At 49.0% G+C, this 18,287-nt stretch carries 19 protein-coding genes; 14 read left to right on the top strand and 5 right to left on the bottom strand.

Features of this window, described 5'->3' with window-relative positions; genetic code table 11:
• Positions 1-48 precede the first annotated feature (48 nt).
• Together AC27N8_RS20910 and AC27N8_RS20905 are read left to right on the top strand one after the other, a co-directional pair.
• Positions 49-930: a DMT family transporter gene (locus AC27N8_RS20910; protein WP_487069342.1), complete on the top strand. Its 882-nt coding sequence runs from the start codon at positions 49-51 to the stop codon at positions 928-930.
• Between the two features lie 106 nt (positions 931-1,036).
• A complete protein-coding gene (locus AC27N8_RS20905) occupies positions 1,037-2,473 on the top strand; it encodes a replication-associated recombination protein A (protein WP_487069341.1) in 1,437 nt (478 codons plus the stop codon).
• 106 nt (positions 2,474-2,579) lie between these two features.
• Here the strand turns inward: AC27N8_RS20905 and AC27N8_RS20900 are convergent, their stop codons facing one another.
• The 3 genes from AC27N8_RS20900 to AC27N8_RS20890 form a co-directional block, all read right to left on the bottom strand.
• Complete coding sequence (locus AC27N8_RS20900) at positions 2,580-2,876, bottom strand: GlsB/YeaQ/YmgE family stress response membrane protein (protein ID WP_487069340.1); 297 nt, start codon at positions 2,874-2,876, stop codon at positions 2,580-2,582.
• Positions 2,877-3,105: 229 nt separating this feature from the next.
• Positions 3,106-3,618, bottom strand: coding sequence for a chromate transporter (locus AC27N8_RS20895; RefSeq protein ID WP_487069339.1), 513 nt, complete (start codon positions 3,616-3,618; stop codon positions 3,106-3,108).
• 1 nt (position 3,619) lies between these two features.
• The gene (locus AC27N8_RS20890) at positions 3,620-4,246 is read right to left on the bottom strand and encodes a chromate transporter (protein WP_487069338.1); all 627 of its coding nucleotides are present in this window, start codon (positions 4,244-4,246) and stop codon (positions 3,620-3,622) included.
• 216 nt (positions 4,247-4,462) lie between these two features.
• Here AC27N8_RS20890 and AC27N8_RS20885 point away from each other — a divergent pair, with 216 nt between their 5' ends.
• The 11 genes from AC27N8_RS20885 (at position 4,463) to AC27N8_RS20835 (ending at position 15,158) form a co-directional block, all read left to right on the top strand.
• Entirely contained in the window at positions 4,463-4,927 is a 465-nt protein-coding gene (locus AC27N8_RS20885; RefSeq protein WP_487069337.1) for a hypothetical protein, read from the top strand.
• A 118-nt stretch (positions 4,928-5,045) separates the two neighbouring features.
• A complete protein-coding gene (gene polX, locus AC27N8_RS20880) occupies positions 5,046-6,806 on the top strand; it encodes a DNA polymerase/3'-5' exonuclease PolX (RefSeq protein ID WP_487069336.1) in 1,761 nt (586 codons plus the stop codon).
• 114 nt (positions 6,807-6,920) lie between these two features.
• Positions 6,921-7,565 (top strand): 50S ribosomal protein L25, encoded by a 645-nt coding sequence (locus tag AC27N8_RS20875; protein ID WP_487069335.1) that lies wholly within the window; start codon positions 6,921-6,923, stop codon positions 7,563-7,565.
• A 101-nt stretch (positions 7,566-7,666) separates the two neighbouring features.
• The gene (locus AC27N8_RS20870) at positions 7,667-9,031 is read left to right on the top strand and encodes a glycosyltransferase (RefSeq protein ID WP_487069334.1); all 1,365 of its coding nucleotides are present in this window, start codon (positions 7,667-7,669) and stop codon (positions 9,029-9,031) included.
• Between the two features lie 397 nt (positions 9,032-9,428).
• Positions 9,429-9,803 (top strand): hypothetical protein, encoded by a 375-nt coding sequence (locus AC27N8_RS20865; protein WP_487069333.1) that lies wholly within the window; start codon positions 9,429-9,431, stop codon positions 9,801-9,803.
• Between the two features lie 415 nt (positions 9,804-10,218).
• The gene (locus AC27N8_RS20860; protein ID WP_487069332.1) at positions 10,219-11,148 is read left to right on the top strand and encodes a substrate-binding domain-containing protein; all 930 of its coding nucleotides are present in this window, start codon (positions 10,219-10,221) and stop codon (positions 11,146-11,148) included.
• 128 nt (positions 11,149-11,276) lie between these two features.
• Complete coding sequence (gene pstC, locus AC27N8_RS20855; RefSeq protein WP_487069331.1) at positions 11,277-12,236, top strand: phosphate ABC transporter permease subunit PstC; 960 nt, start codon at positions 11,277-11,279, stop codon at positions 12,234-12,236.
• Positions 12,233-13,159 (top strand): phosphate ABC transporter permease PstA, encoded by a 927-nt coding sequence (pstA, locus tag AC27N8_RS20850; protein WP_487069330.1) that lies wholly within the window; start codon positions 12,233-12,235, stop codon positions 13,157-13,159. Before pstC ends, pstA begins: the two co-directional genes overlap by 4 nt.
• Positions 13,160-13,232: 73 nt before the next feature.
• Positions 13,233-13,457, top strand: coding sequence for a hypothetical protein (locus AC27N8_RS20845; RefSeq protein ID WP_487069329.1), 225 nt, complete (start codon positions 13,233-13,235; stop codon positions 13,455-13,457).
• 139 nt (positions 13,458-13,596) lie between these two features.
• The gene (pstB, locus tag AC27N8_RS20840) at positions 13,597-14,388 is read left to right on the top strand and encodes a phosphate ABC transporter ATP-binding protein PstB (protein ID WP_487074719.1); all 792 of its coding nucleotides are present in this window, start codon (positions 13,597-13,599) and stop codon (positions 14,386-14,388) included.
• A 29-nt stretch (positions 14,389-14,417) separates the two neighbouring features.
• The gene (locus AC27N8_RS20835; RefSeq protein ID WP_487069328.1) at positions 14,418-15,158 is read left to right on the top strand and encodes a response regulator; all 741 of its coding nucleotides are present in this window, start codon (positions 14,418-14,420) and stop codon (positions 15,156-15,158) included.
• A gap of 88 nt (positions 15,159-15,246) precedes the next feature.
• Here AC27N8_RS20835 and plsX read toward each other — a convergent pair whose 3' ends face one another.
• Entirely contained in the window at positions 15,247-16,305 is a 1,059-nt protein-coding gene (gene plsX, locus AC27N8_RS20830) for a phosphate acyltransferase PlsX (protein ID WP_487074717.1), read from the bottom strand.
• A gap of 20 nt (positions 16,306-16,325) precedes the next feature.
• Positions 16,326-16,712 (bottom strand): response regulator transcription factor, encoded by a 387-nt coding sequence (locus AC27N8_RS20825; RefSeq protein WP_487069327.1) that lies wholly within the window; start codon positions 16,710-16,712, stop codon positions 16,326-16,328.
• A 370-nt stretch (positions 16,713-17,082) separates the two neighbouring features.
• Here AC27N8_RS20825 and dnaN point away from each other — a divergent pair, with 370 nt between their 5' ends.
• The gene (gene dnaN, locus AC27N8_RS20820; RefSeq protein ID WP_487069326.1) at positions 17,083-18,216 is read left to right on the top strand and encodes a DNA polymerase III subunit beta; all 1,134 of its coding nucleotides are present in this window, start codon (positions 17,083-17,085) and stop codon (positions 18,214-18,216) included.
• The last annotated feature ends 71 nt before the right edge of the window (positions 18,217-18,287 follow it).

Raw genomic sequence — 18,287 nt, 5'->3', positions numbered from 1 at the left:
TTTTCTTTGAAGTCATTTAATAAGCTGAAGCGTTGTATAATACTCTCTATGGGAATATTTTTTGGTCTGACGGCTGCTGTTTTCTGGGGATTAGGCGATTTTTTTGCACGTTCAGTAAGTCAACGTATTGGAAGCTATCGAGCACTCTGCTATCAACAATTTTCTGGGATTGTTGGTCTGAGCATTTATTTATGGGCAAATGGAACGTTTTCTCATATATTTGTACATAACAATTTGTTGATATGGTTATGGGCTCTGCTTGCGGTGTTATTGAATATAGGTAGCTCACTGGCGCTCTATCGGGCCTTTGAAGTAGGCGTTTTAAGTCTTGTCTCGCCAATTGCATCCAGCTATGCCATCGTAACAGTTATTCTGGCCTTCCTGAGTGGAGAAGTCTTGACGGCCATGCAAAATCTGGCCATTGCTCTTGTTTTGCTGGGAGTGTTTATCTGCTCAATCCCTGAGAGTCGTACTGCGGGCTCGTTGAAGCAGATGTTGAGGTGGCATGATGGCTCTTTGCAAGGGATTATCATGGCTTTGATTGCTGCGCTTGGTTATGGTGCTAACTTCTGGTTACTCGGTTTTTTTGTTACGCCAGGACTGGGGAATATTACTCCTGTCTGGCTGATCCGCATTATGACGCCATGCATACTTCTTCTGCTGGCTCCGCTGACGAAGCAATCATTAAAGGTTCCGCCGCACGGGCTGTGGTGGACGTTAATCGCTCTCGGCTTTTTCGATACATTGGCGTATATTGGGTATACCACCGGGATGTTGCAAGGAGAGGTCTCGTTGGTAACTATGTTCTCGTCTCTTTATAGTGTTGTGACGATTATTCTGGCCTGGATTTTCTTGCGTGAGCGTCTGTATCGCAGTCAGTGGTTGGGGATTATTGTGATTTTGTGTGGTATCTTCTTAGTAAATGTATAAACGGATAAGTGTTGCAGGGGGCCGCGTTGTTTCTACTTGATATGCTTTGATATACTGAAGAGGACTATTCGCCACGTAAGCCGACGTTACCTCTGGAGTTTTTGAGATGAAACAATCGCCCCTATTTGGGTCTGACGAGACGCCTCATGAGAAAAATACAGCAATGAAACAGATCTCTCCAGCGCCTGTCAGCGCATCAGACTCTGAGAGATTTACTGCTCCTGTCGGTGAGCCTCTCGCTTCCAGGATGCGTCCGCGCTCGATGGACGATATTATTGGGCAGGAGCATCTCCTGGGACCAGATAAACTGCTGCGCCGCCTGATTGAGTCGGATCGTGTTTCGTCGATGATCTTTTGGGGACCTCCCGGGAGCGGCAAGACGACTCTGGCGGAGTCGGTGGCTCGCTATACGCACGCCCGCTTTGTGACGTTGAGTGCGGTCTCGGCTGGCGTTGCCGATCTGCGTCGAGTTGTTGATGAGGCTGGTAAGCTGCGCCAGTTCTCAAAGCAGCGCACGATTTTGTTTATCGACGAAATTCATCGCTTTAACAAGTCGCAGCAGGATGCTGTTCTGCCGTATGTTGAGCGTGGAGTGGTGACTTTAATCGGAGCGACTACCGAGAATCCTAGCTTTGAAGTCAACTCTGCTTTGCTGTCGCGGGCGCGTGTCTTTGTGCTGAATGCGCTCGATGATGCTCAGTTGCTGGCGATCTTGCATCGCGCTTTGCAGGATAAAGAGCGCGGTCTGGGTCGCTGGAATGTGGTGGTCGCAGATGATGTGTTGGGACAGATTGCTATTTTCGCCAACGGTGATGCGCGTACAGCTTTGAATGTCCTGGAGTTGGCGGTTCTGGGTGCGGGTGGATCAGCAACATCGGGGGAACCTGTGCGTCTGACAACTGCGATGATTGAAGATGCTATGCAACATCGCGCTTTGCAATACGATAAAGGTGGCGATCAACATTACGATATGATCTCAGCTTTACATAAAGCGGTCCGTGGCTCAGATCCTGATGGAAGCCTCTATTGGCTGGTTCGTATGCTTGAAGCTGGCGAAGATCCCTTATATGTGGCTCGGCGGGTTGTGCGAATGGCGTCTGAGGATATCGGTCTGGCTGATCCACAGGCTTTGACCATCTGCGTGGCGGCGCAGCAGGGAGTCCATTTTGTGGGCATGCCGGAGGCGGGTGTGATCCTCGCGGAAGCGATTGTCTATCTGGCTACAGCTCCCAAAAGCAACGCAGTGTACAATGCGTATAATCAGATTCGGGCCGAAATTGCAGGCGGAAATGTTGATCCCGTGCCGTTGTGGATTCGTAATGCTCCCACCCACCTGATGAAAAATCTTGGCTATGGCAAGGATTATAAATATGCTCATGACTATTATAAGGATATGGATCTGATTGATCCTGAGCGGCCTCCGGCGGTCAAGGTGCAGGAGTATCTGCCAGAACGCTTGCAGGGACGACGCTTTTATGAACCCGGTAAGCAGGGAAAAGAGGCGAGTATCCAGAAGTGGCTGGAGAAGCGCCGTGAGAGCTGATCCAACTTTCATGGCTGGCATACGAGACACAATAAAGAGGGCCTGTCAGCATCTAGCTTCAACAGGCCCTCTTTATGAAATGGAAATTATTCCATTGGTGCTTGATTTACAAGCGACCGCGTGATCCAGGAGCTACTGCACGCACGATGGCGATGACAATACAAGCTCCGATGATGGATACAATGATGCTTCCGATTAAGCCAAAGTTAGCATCTGGTGCAACCAGATTGACGATCAAGCCGCCGATGAATGCTCCGACCAGACCAGCAATCAGGTCTCCGACGAGTCCAAAGCCACCGCCGCTCATGATGCGGCTTGCAATGAAGCCAGCGATCAAGCCAATAATCAGCCAAATAATCAGACCTGTTGGGCTAAAAGCTGCTCCCATTACTAATGCTGCCATGTTATTTCTCCTCTAATGCCTGGAATCTATAAAATCTTCGATAATCCCGATAAATGCCTTTAAGGTAGTAAGATCTATTATAAATTTTCACTACACGCCTAACTTAACATTTATCTAGATCTTATACGATTCAAATTGTCGGATAGATGCAAACACATTACGCGTGCGAGTAAGATTTCTATGTGTGCCTCTTTTTTTGTTCGTAAGCATAAATAAAATATGCCTGTGCTTAACGATAAATAAAATAACCGGCGATGCCCGCCAGTACCAGAATAAGCAGAATATTAATACGCTTGCTGAGGACGAGCGCAAAGGCGACGGCACAGATCAACCAGCTACGCCAATCGCCTACGGAACTGCTGCGGATGGTCCAGAACACTGTCAGGAAAGTTCCCACGACGGCCAGGGTGATCCCTCGCATCAGTCCTGCTATCCAGCGCTGATGCTCCAGACGTGTGTAGGCCGAGGCGATGACCAGTACAAAGAATGGTGGGATAGTAATGGCAATCAGGGTTAAAAAGGCTCCTGGAAAGCCATAGCTTAAATACCCTAAAGCAATCACCCACAGTCCATTGGGGCCGGGGCTGATCTGACCTATTGCCAGCGATTCCGCGAAGTCGGCTTCGCTGGCCCATTTGCTCGCCAGTAGATCTTGATGCAGGCTAGGAAGGTTGCTAAAGCCGCCAGATGAAAAAACCGTCGCTTTGAGAAAAATAAAGAAATAAATGAGTGGATTGATCATCTTAACGCTCTGCCGCTTTCTTTTTTATGATGGGACGGGTAAAGCAGATTACTCCTAAGAGTGCTGTGCCACTTAGTGCGATGACAACCGGGATCTGTAAGAGGATCGCTACGGTGCAGAGGGCGATGAGTAGTATGCTCAGGAGGAGATTGGCTGTGCTCTCTTTGTACGCGTTTTTAAGCTGTGGATAGGCGAAGTTGAAGCCGACAAGCAGCATGACTCCAGCCGTTGCCGGTACGACTCCCTGGAGGACGGCTTGAACGGCCCGGACGTGTTCAATTCTTTGAAAGCCAGCGGCGATCAAGCAGGTGATCAAGGCGCTGGGGAAGAGTAAACCAGCTAAAGAGCAAAATATCCCGCCAATACCGCCTAACTTCTTGCCAATCAGAATAGTTATAGCGATCAAGTTAATCCCAGGAGCTAATAAGCACAGGCTCCAAAGATGAGTAAAATCTTCCATCGTAAGCCAGTGACGCTTCTCCGTGAATTCGCGCTGGATCAGGAGGATGGTCGTGGCTCCGCCTCCAAATGATTGCAGACCAATGTTGGTCCAGATCAGGAAGAGTCGCCGGTTGCTGGGTTGACGTTCGTCAGTTGTATGTTCGCTATTTTGCGGCAATGTTTGCATAGTATGAAGCCTTTGCTAGAGTAAGGTCGATAATGGTTGTTGTCATGTTACATTTATACATTATCTACTATCGATGGAAGGAGCGCTGGAAAGGATTTTTATTGTGCTGCGTCAGCTGTGCTGATAGGAGGTGTCTGGGCACGCTGTTGATCGTTCTGGGGAGTGGCTTTTGTTTCTTTATTGGTATGCGTATGTCAATTGTCATATAGTATAGAGATGCGAAACGAACTTTTAGCCTGGTTTGCCCGCGAGGGGCTGCTTTTGACTGATGTGATTTCGTCGGCCGATGATCCTGTGGATGATGAGATAAAAATTTCCGTACGCGCTCCTGTATTGGCGCTCAGCCGGGCCAGCGAGGATTTTCGTGAATGTCCTGATCCGGTCCTGTTTGGCTATCCAGAGGAGTCACTGGATATGATGAATCTCGATGATATGCATGAGTTTGTGCTGACGTGGTTTGAACGTGCTGTTGCGGCTGGTATGGCTCGCTGTTTTGTCTGTAATCAGGTGCTTGATATGGGTGAGGAGCAGCCATGGGACGCTATTTTTGCTCAAAAAGATATCTATTGCTGGCTGTTAGCTCATTTCGATTGCAAGAAATATCTGACAAGGGATCTCAAGGGACGCCATCCTTTTGAAGTTGAGACCGGTGCGCCTGAGTTTTTCGATATGCGTTTATAACCTGCTACCCAGATGCATTCGGAAGCGCCATTTCGTGATTACGTTGCGTTCACGCGTATGAGAGATGTGCGAGATAGTACGTTTCTTTTCCGAATCTAAGGAAATAGAAGAGGTTTTCATGGATAAAAATCAAGTTGTTAATCTGCTAGAAGAGATTGCGGTCCTGCTGGCTTTAAAAGAGGGGAGCAATACCTTTGAACTGCGTGCATATGAGAACGCAGCTCGCGCGTTGGGCTCGCTCGATGGCGATATTGGACAGTTGGTCCGCGATGGCAAACTGAAAGGGACTCCTGGTCTGGGTCCAACGATTATCAAGCGTATTGAGGAGGCGGTGACCACCGAGCATATTGCTTTTTACGATGAGTTGGTGGCCGAGACTCCACCGGTCAAGCTTGAGATGCGCCGTATTGCCGGCCTGGGTCCCAAGCGTATCAACGCGATTTATCAACAGCTCAATGTGACCAGCCTCGCGGAACTGGAGCAGGCATGTAAGGATGATCGTGTGGCTCATCTGCCTGGTTTTGGCAAGAAGACTCAGGATAAGATCTTGCAAGGGCTGAATTTTCTCAGTCAACATGCGGATCGCTTCCTCTATGATGTGGCTGAAGTGGAGGCCGAACGGATGCGTACAGCTCTGGCTTCGCTTCCAGCTGTGGTGCGCTTGCAGGTCGCAGGAAGCCTGCGTCGTCGTCGTGAAACCGTCAAAGATATCGATATGGTGTTGAGCATCGATGATCAGGCGGATAGCTCTGTGCGACGAGGGATTATGGAGTTCTTTACCAGTCAACCATCCGTGAAGGCGATCACAGGCCAGGGCGAGACGAAGTCGAGCGTGGTGCTGAATAGTGGGATCGCGATGGATCTGCGTGTGGTTGGTGATAGTCAATTTCCTTATACATTGCATCATTTTTCTGGCTCGCGTGAGCATCATATTCCCCTGCGCCGCCGGGCACAGAGTATGAACATGACGATCAATGACTATGGGCTGTTTAAGATTGAGGATGGCCATGAGGTGCTGATCCCCTGTCAGACCGAGGCTGATATGTATGCGGCTCTCAAAATGGATTATATTGAACCTGAGTTGCGAGAAGATACTGGTGAGATTGAGGCCGCCGCTCGTCACGCTCTACCCAAACTGGTAGAGGAAAGTGATCTGCGTGGCGTCCTGCACGCTCATTCGACCTGGAGCGATGGACAGAATACTATTCGTGAGATGGCTGAGGCGTGTATGGCGCGAGGCTATCAGTATCTTGGGCTGACCGATCACAGTAAGGCGGCCTCTTATGCCGGAGGATTGAATGCTGAGGCGCTGAAGCGCCAGGGCGAAGAGGTTGATGCTCTCAATGAGGAGTTCGCTGGCCGTTTCCATATCTTGAAAGGGACCGAATGCGATATTTTGCGCGATGGTTCTCTCGACTTTGATGATGAGACACTGGCCAGTCTGGATTTTGTCGTTGCATCTATCCACAGCAATTTTACCCTCTCGCTGGAGGAGCAGACGCAACGGATGCTCCGTGCCATCGCCAATCCTTATGTCGATATTATTGGACATTCCACCGGCCGCATCTTGCTGGGGCGTCCCGGTTATGAGATCGATGTTGAGCGCGTGATCGATGCAGCCGCTCAGCATGGAACGTGTATCGAGATTAATGCCCATCCCTCACGTTTAGATCTGGATTGGCGCTATGTACGTAAAGCGCGCGATAAAGGTATTCTGATTCCGATCGATCCAGACGCCCATGCGCTTGCGGGAATAGAGGATATGCGATATGGTATAGGGGTTGCACGCAAAGGATGGTTACGCGCTGAAGATGTCCTGAATACTAAGGATTTTGAAGCGTTGATGACCTTCTTTCACGTAAGAAGAAATAAGCAGTAAATTTTATCCGTTGTATGAGTGGATGCCGCCTCCTATCTATCGGTATAATGATAGAAGCGTTGCATCTATCTCACTAGCATAGGTTGTTCTTTCGGAAAGAGGAGGAAGTTAGTTATGGCAGAAAAAACTGTATTAGAAGTAGCTCCACGTACGGTTTTAGGCAAATCGACGAAACGTTTGCGTCGTGAGGGTCTTGTCCCTGCAAACATTTATGGGCATAAGAAAGATTCTACACCGATTCAGGTTGAGGCGCTTGCTTTTGATCATGTGAGACGTCAACATGGGTTGAGTAACATCATTTCGCTGAAAATGCCTGGCTCGGCCGCTGAGAATGTGCTGGTACGTCATATCCAGCGTAATCCGGTCACGGGAAAAATCATTCACGTGGACTTCTCACGTATCAATGTGCGTGAGCACCTTGAGTTTAAAGTGGGGTTGAATTTTGTGGGTGAAGCACCGGGCGTGAAAATTGAGGGTGGCGTTCTGCTGCACTTGATGGAAGCAATCGTGGTTGATGCTGCGGCTTCAGATATCGTTGAGAGTCTGGATGTCGATATTTCAGTATTGACCGAAATTGATTCGACCCTTCATGCCAAGGATGTCAATTTGCCAGCGCGTTATACTCTGATCACCGATGGTGATGAACCGATCGTGAAGATCTCTGCTCCACGCGTTGAAATCCCTGAGACAACTGCTGCTGAGGGAACCACCGAGACGACTGAAGGAACTTCTGCGGCCACTGAAAGCGCTGCTGAATAAGCTCAATGTAGCAGGATACGTCGATACGGATGACGTGATAGGTCATCCGTTTCTCTGTCCTGTTACACTGCAGAAATCCCTGTGGGAAGTGAGTGGTAGATATGCGTATTATGATCGTGACAGACCAGTATCCTCCGATGGTGGGGGGGGTCCCCTCTGTAACTCATGGCCTGGCGGTGGACTTTGCCAATCGGGGGCATCAGGTGTGGGTTGTGGCTCCTAGCTATGGCGCACGCGATATTCGCCGTATGGAACAGAAAGTACGCGTCTATCGTTTCTCATCCTTTGAGTGGCCGACTTATAAAGAATTACGTATCCCATTTTTACCTTTTGTCCCTGTACGCAATCTGATTAAGCGTAGCGATCCCGATATTATTCATATTCACTCCCCAATCGTGCTCGGGAATATTGCTCAACTGTTGGCGGGCGGCTTGCGCAAACCGGTCATTGCCACCAACCACTATCTGCCAATTAACATGAGCCGCTCCTTGATTGCTGATCCTGTGTTTGGGAAGCCATTTAGCTCCATTACCTATTCTTATCTCGTGAACTTTTGTAATCGGTGCGAGTATGTGACCGCTCCAACTGCGACCGCATTAAATCTCCTGTATGAACATGGACTGCGCGCTCCCGCCGCCGCCATCTCAAATGGTATTGATCTACAAAAATATAGCGTCGGCGCACATAACCCGCAAATTTTACGCCAGTTTGGTTTACCGGAGGATCGTCCTCTCGTACTCCATGTGAATCGCCTGAGCGAAGAGAAGCGCGTGAATATCTTGCTCGATGCGGTCGCTCAAATGAAGACAGATGCCCATATTGCCCTTGTCAGTTCGGGACCAGCTGAGGCCGAGCTCCGAGCTCAGGTCGAGGAGCTGCGTATCGGCGATCGTGTCAGCTTCCTGGGCTTCGTACGCGATGAGGATCTGCTGGAACTGAGACGATCAGCGGCACTCTTTGTTATTCCCTCCGAGGCTGATCTTCAGAGCCTTGCCACAATGGAAGCTATGGCCTGTGGTCTGCCCGTCATCGCCGCCAACTCATATGCACTGCCAGAACTGGTGCACCACGAAGAGAACGGCCTCCTATTTGCTCCTGGAGCCAGTGACGAGCTGGCTGCCGAAATGGATCAGTTACTCTCTGATCCAGAGCGACGAGCCAGAATGGGACAAAAAAGCCTGGAAATCATCTCGGATCACGATCGCGTCAAAGTTCTGGCGATCTGGGAAGGACTTTATCGGCGCCTCTCGATTGAATTTAATGAGATGAAAGTGTTGCGACAGCATCTGCGTACAGCTCAAAAGTATCCGGGATATATGTCCGAAGAAGTAAAGGACGTCAAAAGACCTCATATTCGGCGCACTGGCGATCTGGGCTTTGATCAAGTCTCAAAGCCACGTCGTACACGCAATGCCAGTCAGCGCAAGCCTCCGCGCGATAATAAGACCTCAAACGAGAATCAATAAGCCACGCATCAGCTACATACATGTAAACGGGAGAGGAATCAGCGCTTGACAAAGTGATCTGATCTCCTCTCTTTTAAGATACTTCTTTATGCTTCAATGTAGATAACACTATCTGATGATGATATTCGATTATTGTGTAACATTCATGATTATCGACTTGTTTGTATCATGGCTGTAGTAGTACAATAGAACATTCAATTCAGGGGTTATTGACAAAAGAAGAAATCCTTCAGTATAATCTATATACAGACTTGCTGACATCTGAGCAGCATTTTTGTCTGCGCGTTATTTTAGCGTATGTAGATGTATTCAGTGTGGTGGATAGATGCGTTGTTGATAAGAAGCACGCGCCTACAGAGTAAAGTACCTGGCGGAATCCGGGAAAGGGGTTAGTGGTATGTTGTCTGAAGATGAAGTAAAGCCCGTACCGATGACAAATTCAGAGGCTGGTCGCAAGGGTGGCAGTACGGTACGTGATCGATATGGAGAAGACTACTATCGTCGTATCGGCAAAAAAGGAGGCTTGACTCTTAAAGAGAAGCGTGGCAGCGATTATTATCGCGAGATTGCTCAAAAAGGTGGACAGGCGAATGTGGATAAGTATGGTGCGAAACATTTCTCCGCCATGGGAAAGAAGGGCGGAAATACCACCAAATCACGCCAATCCCCGGACTTCTATAGTCGCATTGGCAAGCTGGGCGGCGAAGCCAAACGCCAGAAGAAGGCTGTCAAAGACCAATTAGCACAATCCTCAGATGAAACCGTAAGCTAAGTGTATCCGAACAAGTACTCCGTCAACACATGAGATCGTTTTGTCTATCAGTGTAATATCGACGGCTTTGATAGTGCAAATGTGTAGATGTGAGTAGCTAAAAATGATCTTCTTAAACCCTACTATTAAACAGGTCAATAGTAGGGTTTTTTGTTGTTAATTGGCTTCCAGAGTGTTTTTAGCTTACATATGCTGTATTTTGGTGATTCATCATAATCATATGGTGGAGAACTTTAACCCTCCCTTAACATATCCATAAAGCATAGTTAATTCAACAATGATATCTTACGATTGCGACAAATAAAGATGAAGAAGCTCTCGAAAGAGTGTGAATAGCTCTAGAAATCTTCGCATCGATAATTATTTCATTGTGTACAGAATTTTGTGACTCACTGGAAGAGAATTAGGAGTATCCATGTTAAAGAAGTGGCGCATTGCATTTATACTGATTTCATTGGCAATGCTGAGCGTTCTTATTGCTGCTTGTGGGGCGAGTACTGGTGGTACTGACGCGAGTAATTCGACCCCTGTTCCTACTACGAACACAAGCGGACTCAACTGTGTTTCAGGTACATTGAATACTGGTGGTTCGACTGCACTGGGTCCGTTAGTGCAAGCAGCTGCGAAGGCTTATCAAGCTGCATGTTCTGGAGCGAATATCACGACCCAATTGACAGGTAGTGGAGCTGGCCTGACAGGCGTGAATTCTGGTAGCTTGAATGTTGGTAATTCTGATGGCTTTGCGGATAAGACAAAATATCCTGGCTTGACAGATAATCAGGTTGCTGTAGTTATCTTCGCCGTCATTATCAATAAAGATGTGACTGGCGTCACTAATTTAACATCTGCACAGTTGAAAGATATTTACTCAGGTAAAGTCACAAACTGGAAACAGGTTGGTGGCCCTGACCTTGCGATCTCAGTGATTAGCCGAGCTTCAGGTTCTGGTACACGTAACACTTTTGAGAAATATGTTCTGGGCACAACCGAAACGGTCTCCGGTGCCAGTCACACGACAGCGTCGACTTCAGGTGCTGTAGCCACCGCTGTACAGGGTAAAACGGGTGCGATCGCTTATGATACCATCCATTTTGCGACGGAGAACAAATTAACTACAGTTAATATTGATGGAAAGGGTCCTACCGCCGACGCCGTGAAAACGGATGCGTACAAGTTCTGGAATATTGAGCACATGTACACAAAAGGTGCTGCCACCGGCCTGGCGAAGTCATTCATTGACTACATCAAAGGACCAAGTGCCGCGACCTTGCGCTCGTCGAATGGTTTCATTGACCTCAGCGCGGTAGATGCATCAGCCATCTCTGCCAAGACTCCTGCCTCCTGATCAGGAAACGTTATTCCTGGTATCTATAGAGCAGAGCTATCCCCGGAACATGCATGAACAGTTCCGGGGATAGCGTACGAGAGCAAATTGATAAGCTGTCTTGAGAGTTCAGGCAAGGAGGAGTGATTGTGGCGGCTAATAGTGTGAATATGGAGCTCCAAGAAGAGAATCTCAGTACGAGGTCTCGGCGAGGACGCTGGATTGATCAGGTTGCACATATAATCTTCTTGGTCTGTGCTGTCCTGGTGGTTGTGATTATCTTTGGTGTTTTTATCTTTCTGGGTTTCAATGGCTTGAAGATGTTCCAGGATCCCGCTGCGAAAGATTTCTTTACAAGTACGAATTGGGATCCGCAGGCGACTTCTCCTAGCTTTGGTGCGCTTGGTTTTATACTGGGATCGGTTGTCACGACGCTGCTTGCTATTGTGATTGTGACTCCCTTTGCCTTTGCGATGGCACTCTTTCTGACTGAGATAGCTCCTGCATGGGTGAATGCTGTCTTGCGTCCCATCTTAGAAATTTTTACAGGGATGCCATCGGTCGTGATCGGCTTTCTGGGACTGGTCGTGCTGGTGCCCTTTATAAAGAATATTGCTGCTCCAGTGGCACCTTCGGCAGCTAACGCGGGTGTTGGTTGGGGCGCTGCGATTCTGGTGCTGGTCATCATGGTCTTGCCGACCGTAGTAAGTGTATCGATTGATGCCCTCAATGCAGTGCCAAATAGCGTACGCGAGGCCAGTCTGGCGCTTGGCTCAACCCGTTGGCAGATGATGAAGGATGCTGTCCTTCCAGCAGCGGCGGCGGGACTGTCGACAGCGGTTGTGCTGGGTATGGCCCGTGCGATTGGTGAGGCTCTGGCTGTAGGATTGGTCCTGCAAGGTGATACTCATCTACCTAGCAACCTCTTTTCGCTTGGAGCATTTTTTCAGCCAAACATCAATATCACCAATGCCATTTTGCTCTACTTCAGTGAGTCTTCCGGTACTGAACGTGCGGGATATTTCATGCTGGGTTTTGTACTCCTGATAATCTCTTTCTTGTTCATCTGCGTGAGCCGCTATATTGCCAGTAGGAGTGTGTACAAATGAGTGCCCAACCACAGATGTCCGCGACCCCGGCTCAGCATGATGATGAACAGCTCAAATCTTTAGAGCGTCTGGTGCGTGGCTTACATCTCAAAAATAATATCGCCAGTGGTGTACTGGCTCTGGGAACATTAATTGGTGCCCTGGTGTTTTTGCTGATCCTAATCTACTTGTTGATCAATGGCGTCCCTTATCTGCTCAATCCAGACTTTTATGGTAGTAATGGGACTGGCACCGTTGGGCAGCAGATTTTTAACACCCTCTATATACTGATTTTCACTGAGATCATTCTGATACCGATCACCCTGGCGGCTGCTATTTATCTGGTTGAATATGCTCCTCAGGGTCCTTTCGTGACAGTGATCCACTTTGCGGCTGAAACGCTTGCCGGTGTGCCATCGCTGGTGCTGGGCTTATTCGGATATCTGGTCTTTTCGACGGTGCTTGGCTTTGGTCTGAGTCGTCTATCTGGTGTGCTGACGTTGCTCTGTCTCAACTTCCCGATTGCTCTGCGTCTCTTTGAGGATGCTCTGACAACCGTGGCACGAGAGCAGCGCGAAGGTGGTCTGGCGCTTGGCTCGACCAAGTGGCATATGATCCGAACAGTGGTGCTCCCTTCGGCAGTGCCAGGAATCATCACAGGGATTGTCCTGTCCGCAGGAAAAATCATTGCGGAAGCGGCGGCGATCATCTTCACGATGGGAGCCTCCAATGGTGCCAACGTCTATACGCTCAATCCCATGATCAGTACCGATAATCTGACTATCCACATTTTCTACTTGCAAACATCTGGCACTGTTCCACAGGATGTTGCCAATGCCGTCTCCGCTGGATCGGCGGCCCTGCTGATTATCATTTTGTTGGTGATCAATCTGGGCTCGCGCTTTACAGGGCGACTGATTCAACGCAAAATTATGGCTGCGTAATGTGCTCAACTTTTATCCCGACAAACATCTGTGCGGTAGATGCTGCACAAACACGAGGAGCGAGGATTAGATAATGATAAATATTTCAGCGAATAGCGCGGCTGAAAGCATTGCACTACCGGAAGGTGCCAACATCTATTCACGTAAAGTTGCCAGAAGTGGGCATATCTCCTACGAGGGGCGTCCCTATTTTATTAGTAAGGCTCTGGCCGGACGCTACATTCGACTGATTGTTGTTGATGATCGCATGATTGTAGATGCGGCCATTCCTTTACATAAAGAGTATGCATTGATCTAGAAAAGTGTGAAGAGGAGATATGATGGAGAGTCAACGTCAGAATGCGGCCTCACTGGCTCAGGGTCAACAAATAAAAATTAGCCAGCTGGATAATGAGAAGCAAGAAAATACGTCTGATGTAACTGAAGCCACACAACATATGGGCCATTTTGATCCTACAAAGACCCTAAATGCCAATGCTGCGGTGAAGATAGATGTTAACAGGGCGAAATTTTTCTATGGATCAAAGCAGGCTTTGTATGATGTGTCATTACCGCTACGCGATCGTCAGGTAACTGCGCTGATCGGCCCATCGGGATGTGGTAAATCCACATTTCTCCGTACATTGAATCGTATGAATGATCTGATCCCCGGAACGCGCATCGAAGGCGAGGCCAAGTTTGATGGCCTGAATATCTATGACAAGAAAACCGATGTTGTCCTCTTACGCCAGCGCATCGGCATGGTTTTTCAGCGCCCCAATCCTTTTCCTAAATCGATCTTTGAGAATGTTGGTTATGGACTCAAAGTTCAGGGGAAGTCTCCAAAAGTGATTCAGGAGCGTGTAGAGAAGAGCCTGCGTGGCGCTGCTCTCTGGGATGAAGTGAAGGATCGCTTGCATACATCAGCTCTGGGACTCTCCGGTGGACAGCAGCAGCGTTTGTGCATTGCACGTGCTCTGGCGGTTGAGCCTGAGGTGTTGTTAATGGATGAGCCTTGTGCCGCACTTGATCCAATTGCGACTTTGAAAATTGAGGAACTGATCACCGAGCTGGTAAAAGATTACACCATTGTCATTGTGACGCATAATATGCAGCAGGCTGGACGTGTCTCTCACTTTACAGGTTTTTTCCTGAATGGTAAATTAATAGAAGAGGCCCCTACACCTGATATCTTCGAACATCCGACTCGCAAAGAGACGGAAGATTATATCAGCGGACGTTTCGGTTAATATCGATCAGTAGCAGTCAGGAGAAGACTGTGGCACGTAAGATTCTGGTTGTGGATGACGAAGAGGTTTTAGTTGAGGCGATTACATATAATCTGGAGCAATCTGGCTACCAGGTGTTGACGGCATCGGATGGTGCAAGCGCATTGGAGATTGCGCGCCATGAGACTCCAGATCTGATTGTGCTCGATATTATGTTGCCCGGAATGGATGGACTTGAAGTCTGCCGCCAATTGCGGCGTGATAAGAAAACCTCGACTGTGCCGATTATCATGCTGACAGCGAAAGCTGATGAGATCGATAAGGTTGTCGGCTTAGAGGTCGGTGCTGATGATTATGTGACCAAGCCCTTTGGACGACGTGAGCTCCTGGCTCGCATTCGAGCGTTATTGCGTCGCGTGGATTATCCTCTTGAGCTTGATGAGCGTCCAAGGACTGCTGACGCTGCTGGAGGTGTTCCAGGCCATCCGCATAGCGAACTGATTGCTGGACCATTGCGTATTGATCAGGCTGGTAGGCGTGTGATTTGTCGAGGCCAGGAGTTAGAGTTACAGCCCAAGCAATTTGATCTGCTCACCTATCTGGTGCGTAATCGTGGGACCGTTTTGACACGGGATCAACTGCTCCATAATGTCTGGGGCTACGATTACGTAGGCGATACACGTACCGTTGATGTGCATGTGCGCTGGCTACGTGAGAAATTAGAAGAAGAGCCAGCCAATCCCAAACTGATCCAAACAGTACGTGGTGTGGGTTACGTTTTCCGTTTCTGATGCAATTTTTGTATATGCCTGGTTGCCTATAAAACAGCCCGCTTGATTTCGTACATGATCAAGCGGGCTGTTCTTTGCTCTCAGGTCTTCAGGCTTCTGTTTGAGGCAATTTTTCTGGCTCTGATGCCGGGAGAGGTGTGTTCGTGGACAATTTCGCCAATCCTTCGGCGATTGCTGCTGCCACATTTGTTTCGGCGGTCTGCCGGGCGACGCGTAGCGCATTTTTGATCGCCTTGGCGTTGGAGCGTCCATGAGAGATAATCGCTGATCCGTTGACGCCTAGCAAGGGGATACCACCATATTCAGCGTAGTCCAGACGTCCAAAGACCTTGCGTAGTCCTGGCTTCAGGATCGCGGCGGCCAGCTTGTTCACAAGAGAGCTTGTCAACTGCTCACGTAGTAATCCAATGATCGTCTCGGCCAGACCCTCACCAAATTTAAGAATAACGTTCCCGAGAAAGCCATCGCAGACAACGATATCGACAGCGCCAGTAGGAATATCTCGTCCTTCAACGTTCCCGATGAAGTTGATACCAAGGGTGCCAGCTGACTGTTTCAGCAATTGATGCGTATCGATAACCTGTTGATTCCCCTTTGTCTCTTCTTCTCCATTGGAGAGCAGGCCAACGCGTGGGGAGGATACCTTGAAGATACGCTCCATGTAGATAGAACCCATCAAAGCAAACTGTGTCAGATATTCGGGCTTACAATCTGTATTGGCGCCCATGTCGATCACAAGACAGGGGTTCTTTCTGGTTGGAAAGATGCCGCCGAGGGCTGGTCGATCGACTCCGGGCAAGCGTTTGAGCGTAAAAAGAGATGCAGCCATCATAGCCCCACTATTTCCCGCCGAGACAGCTCCTAATGCTTTCCCATCGCGTACAAGCTGCAAAGCGAGCGTCATCGAAGCATTTTTCTTGCGGCGCACGGCTGTGGCTGGATGATCATCCATTTCAATCACTTCATCGGTATGGATGATGGGGAGATCCAGCCCCGTGGTATCATGTTTGGCAAGTTCAGCCTTGATAATCTCTTCTCGTCCAACGAGATAGACGCCCATATTATATTCACGAGCAGCCTGTATCGCACCCAAAACGGTTTCGCCAGGTGCCTTATCCCCGCCCATCACATCGAGAGCGACGCGAATAGGAGCACTATTGGCAGCAGTCATGCTTTTTTTCCCCCAGGTTCTCCGATGGTCTGTTTCACAAGCTCTACCAGCTTGTCGAGATCGAACGGTTTATACACGATGTGCGCGACACCAGCCTCACGGAACTCTTTTTCCTCGTTGCCGGCGCCCAGCAAAGCAGTAACCACAATGACAGGAATCTGATGGTCGACAGCCATCGCCATCAACTTCAATTCATCGCGCCCATCCAGGTAAGGCATCATCAGGTCGAGCATAACGAGGTCGGGTTGGTGCTCACGAACCGCGTCATAGAAACGCAGACTCTGAGTTGTCATAAACGTCTCATAACCTTCATCTGCCAATGCCTCAGTGAGTAAATCCGCAATTGTCGGATCATCGTCCATTATAAGGATCTTTTTGGTCATGGAAGCATCATCCCCTCATCTCACAAAAAACAATACCGCATGCAGCGCCAGCCCTCTTTCCAGCCAGGAAGCGAGTATATGGGCCGCTCTGCGCAGACAAATGTATTATAACACCACCGAACAGTGGGTGCGTATATCACATCTTCTTTTCGTGACAAGTAGGACTATGGTTCAGTTGCTGCTCGTGAAGAGATCGTGCTGCATATCAAGCGCTCCGTATAGGTCGCGGGTGTACGATAAAGAGGGAACAAATAATCTGCTGCGTCGTCGTTTACAATTGCGAGCTAGATGCGCTATACTAGCGATAAAACTTGATGAAAATCAAAGTATTAAAGTACGGTTTTTGGTTGTGTCTGGAGGAAATCTTTTCGTGAAAATCACATGTAAGCAACAGGATTTGAATCGTGGGCTCTCTACCGTGAGCCATGCAGTCTCAAGTCGAAGCACGCTCCCTATCCTGGCAAATATTTTACTATCGACCGAGCAGGGGAGCCTAAAGCTCTCTGCCACCAATTTAGAGATTGGTATTAATTGCCTGATTGATGCGGACGTTTTGGAAGAGGGCACAACGACGGTTCCCGCCAAGACATTTACGGATCTCGTGAACAGCTTGCGTCAGGGTCAGGTCGAATTGACGGTTGTTGAAGATTCCAATGATATTAACGTCAAGAGCCCTGGCAGTAACGCAAACATCAAAGGAATGGACCCATCGGAGTTTCCACTGATCCCGAGTGCCGAAGGGGACGAAGAGCCGATTATCCTCGATGCGGGCCTGCTGAAAGACATGATCTCGCAAGTCGTTTTTGCGGCTGCCGACGACGATTCGCGTCCTGTACTGACAGGCATCCTGGTTGAAGTGGCGGACGAAAAGGTCTCATTTGCCGCCGCCGATGCTTTTCGGCTGGCCTTACGTGTCTCTTCATTGCCGGGGCACACCTCTGAGCACAACTCCATCCTCATTCCCGCCCGTACCTTGAGTGAGCTGGCACGCATCCTGCCCTCAGAGGGCGCTGTGCAGATGGTTGTGACTCCGAACCGTAGCCAGGTACTCTTCCATACAGAGCACATCGATCTGGTCTCACGTTTAATTGAGGGTACCTTCCCGAACATCAAAGCGGCCATCCCTAAAGAGTTCTCAACGCGTGCCGTGATAGAAACCAAAGAATTTGCAGCCGCCGTGAAAACCGTGACGCCATTTGCTCGTGACAGCTCAAACATCACGCGTATCAAGGTTACCAGTGGCTCAGGCACTGAGGGAGGATCTCTGACACTTGAATCGACTGCTGAGGATATTGGTAATAACATTACCACGATCAACGCTGCCGTCGATGGACCCGATCAGGAGATCATCTTTAATGTGCGCTACCTGACCGATGTTCTTAACATCCTGGATACTCCTGAAGTTGCGCTGGAAGTGACCTCAGCTGCACGTCCCGGCGTTGTCAGACCAGTTGGTCCTGCCGATTATACATATGTTATCATGCCCATGAGCACCAATCGTTAACGCTCGCCTCATATATTACTTGTCACCATGCGTGCCGCTATATGGATAAGAGGTCTTTTTTGTTGCGGAAG

This window comes from Dictyobacter sp. Z7_2, assembly GCF_057551105.1.
This window is presented reverse-complemented; position numbering and strand designations above follow the sequence as displayed.

Bases quoted from the DNA above. Each gene is read 5' to 3' on its own strand.
- polX (WP_487069336.1), top strand. From the start codon at position 5,046: ATGGATAAAAATCAAGTTGTTAATCTGCTAGAAGAGATTGCGGTCCTG.
- AC27N8_RS20865 (WP_487069333.1), top strand. From the start codon at position 9,429: ATGTTGTCTGAAGATGAAGTAAAGCCCGTACCGATGACAAATTCAGAG.
- pstA (WP_487069330.1), top strand. From the start codon at position 12,233: ATGAGTGCCCAACCACAGATGTCCGCGACCCCGGCTCAGCATGATGAT.
- AC27N8_RS20825 (WP_487069327.1), bottom strand. From the start codon at position 16,712: ATGACCAAAAAGATCCTTATAATGGACGATGATCCGACAATTGCGGAT.
- AC27N8_RS20910 (WP_487069342.1), top strand. From the start codon at position 49: ATGGGAATATTTTTTGGTCTGACGGCTGCTGTTTTCTGGGGATTAGGC.
- AC27N8_RS20875 (WP_487069335.1), top strand. From the start codon at position 6,921: ATGGCAGAAAAAACTGTATTAGAAGTAGCTCCACGTACGGTTTTAGGC.
- AC27N8_RS20890 (WP_487069338.1), bottom strand. From the start codon at position 4,246: ATGCAAACATTGCCGCAAAATAGCGAACATACAACTGACGAACGTCAA.
- AC27N8_RS20900 (WP_487069340.1), bottom strand. From the start codon at position 2,876: ATGGCAGCATTAGTAATGGGAGCAGCTTTTAGCCCAACAGGTCTGATT.
- AC27N8_RS20845 (WP_487069329.1), top strand. From the start codon at position 13,233: ATGATAAATATTTCAGCGAATAGCGCGGCTGAAAGCATTGCACTACCG.
- AC27N8_RS20870 (WP_487069334.1), top strand. From the start codon at position 7,667: ATGCGTATTATGATCGTGACAGACCAGTATCCTCCGATGGTGGGGGGG.
- pstB (WP_487074719.1), top strand. From the start codon at position 13,597: ATGGGCCATTTTGATCCTACAAAGACCCTAAATGCCAATGCTGCGGTG.
- AC27N8_RS20895 (WP_487069339.1), bottom strand. From the start codon at position 3,618: ATGATCAATCCACTCATTTATTTCTTTATTTTTCTCAAAGCGACGGTT.
- AC27N8_RS20905 (WP_487069341.1), top strand. From the start codon at position 1,037: ATGAAACAATCGCCCCTATTTGGGTCTGACGAGACGCCTCATGAGAAA.
- AC27N8_RS20885 (WP_487069337.1), top strand. From the start codon at position 4,463: ATGCGAAACGAACTTTTAGCCTGGTTTGCCCGCGAGGGGCTGCTTTTG.
- AC27N8_RS20860 (WP_487069332.1), top strand. From the start codon at position 10,219: ATGTTAAAGAAGTGGCGCATTGCATTTATACTGATTTCATTGGCAATG.